Origin of the sequence: Rhizobium sp. Leaf321, assembly GCF_001423215.1 — a bacterium.
Lineage (GTDB): Bacteria > Pseudomonadota > Alphaproteobacteria > Rhizobiales > Rhizobiaceae > Neorhizobium > Neorhizobium soli.
Genome location: NZ_LMOF01000004.1, coordinates 48,881 through 50,718 on the forward strand (window position 1 = coordinate 48,881; position 1,838 = coordinate 50,718).

A 1,838-nucleotide genomic window follows, 5' to 3' on the forward strand; every position below is an offset into this window, starting at 1 on the left:
ATGCCACGCCGCCGTGAGCCGAAGCAGGACGCTGAGGTTGCCGATGTCACGCCGAATGTCCTGGCTCTTTCCGGCCCAGCGGAGACCGTTGCAGAGGAGAGCTTGGCTACCTCAAGCGCACGCGGAGATGCTGAGCTATCACCGTCGGCTGTATCCGATCCTGATTTGGCAGAGCCTACGCCGTTGGAAAGCGCTGTAAGCAGGGCGGATGATGGGGCAGGGACTGTCGTTGCTGACGTAGTCGTTGGCGATCTTCCGCCATCCAATCTCCCAGATACCGTCGTCATCCAATCTCCGGACGCAGCGAGTTTGCAGCTGCGGATAGAGAGCAAACCGCGCAAGCGGATGGGGGGAGCCAGGAAACCGAAACTAGCCGAAACAACGCAAGTCCCATCTGACCGCACCATCCCGTCAGACGATACGCTGAGCCTCGACGACGAGATCAGGTTGCTCAGGGGCCAATTGGCCGAAAAGCTTCGATTGCAGAACGCGCAACTGCGAAAGATGCTCGAGCGGTTCGAGCGATAGCGAAAGACGGCGCCAATCGAAAAAGCGGGGATTGCGCGCCGTTTCGGTGTCGTTCAGCTCTTTCAAGCTACATATCCGTAGAAGTGCATGATAATTCTTAAAGGATGACGCAGCAGCATCTGACGGGCAAGCCAGCCCAATTCGATATGTTCATCGACCACGCTAACGGCGAAGAGGGATCGGGCTACTCCCCCTCGCTTGTCAGACGCGTTAGAAGCCACCGTATGCAAGAGGCTGAGATGCTGGCGCATCTTGCCGCGACGGGCCGCTACCGAATCCTGCACAAGCTCGAACCTCGTCAGGTCACAGGCAGCGTTCGACCCCAATACCCTCTGCATGGCATCATCATCGACACGGAAACCACAGGTCTCGATCATCGCAAAGATGAGATTATCGAGATTGGCGTGATTGCTTTCACCTTCGACGAACGCGGCGCTATCGGCGATATCACTGGAGTGTATGGCGGCCTGCAGCAGCCCGGAACCAACATCCCTGCCGAAATCACCAAGATTACCGGTATCACGGACGAGATGGTTGCCGGTCAGTTGATTGATATCCCGATGCTACGGTCCCTCATCGAACCTGCTGATCTGGTTATCGCCCACAATGCCAGATTCGACCGCCCTTTCTGCGAGGCATTTTCGCCGATGTTTTCCGGCAAGGCATGGGCCTGCTCGAACGCCGAAATCGACTGGTCGTCGCGAGGCTTTGAAGGCACCAAGCTCGGTTACCTGATCGGCCAGGCTGGATTTTTTCACAATGGTCATCGAGCGGTTGACGACTGCTTTGCGCTACTGGAGATCCTCGATCGGAATGTTGAAGCCGAAGGCATCTCACCGTTCGCAGAGCTATACAACGCGAGACAGCGGTCACGTGTCCGTATCTTCGCCGAGAACAGCCCCTACGATTTCAAAGACCATCTAAAGGCTCGCGGCTATCGTTGGTCGGACGGAGCAGAAGGTGGACCGAGAAGCTGGTGGATAGAGGTCGATGAGCCCGACCTCGAGGAAGAGCTCCGCTACCTGCGAACCGAGATCTACCAGTATCCCGAAGCAGATCCGCTAATTAAGATCCTAACGGCATTTGATCGTTTTAAAGCCTGACAGGACAACACTTGGGCGTTTTCTGAGGAGGCGATGCATAAAGTGCATAGCTGCGCTGCGCCTGACCTCCTTACTGATATCGCTGGCTAGGGTAGATTGGCGTCAACGAAGCGATGCACCTCCTCCCGCCGAGCTTCGTGTTCAAGGCGCCCACGCTCCTCCCATGGGGCACCTGGCAGAACAACGGCGCTCCTCCTCCCAGCCGCT

Annotated in this window: 2 protein-coding genes; one reads left to right on the forward strand and one right to left on the reverse strand. The window is 57.0% G+C overall.

The genetic code is table 11. From position 1 onward, the window contains the following. Positions 1 to 411: 411 nt before the first annotated feature. Positions 412 to 594 carry a hypothetical protein gene (locus tag ASF70_RS02865; RefSeq protein WP_062463487.1) on the reverse strand — a complete coding sequence of 61 codons (183 nt, stop codon included), beginning with the start codon at positions 592 to 594 and terminating at the stop codon, positions 412 to 414. A gap of 38 nt (positions 595 to 632) precedes the next feature. Here ASF70_RS02865 and ASF70_RS02870 point away from each other — a divergent pair, with 38 nt between their 5' ends. Further along, a complete protein-coding gene (locus tag ASF70_RS02870) occupies positions 633 to 1,631 on the forward strand; it encodes a 3'-5' exonuclease (protein WP_082471715.1) in 999 nt (332 codons plus the stop codon). Positions 1,632 to 1,838: the final 207 nt, after the last annotated feature.

Bases quoted from the DNA above. Each gene is read 5' to 3' on its own strand.
- ASF70_RS02870 (WP_082471715.1), top strand. From the start codon at position 633: ATGACGCAGCAGCATCTGACGGGCAAGCCAGCCCAATTCGATATGTTC.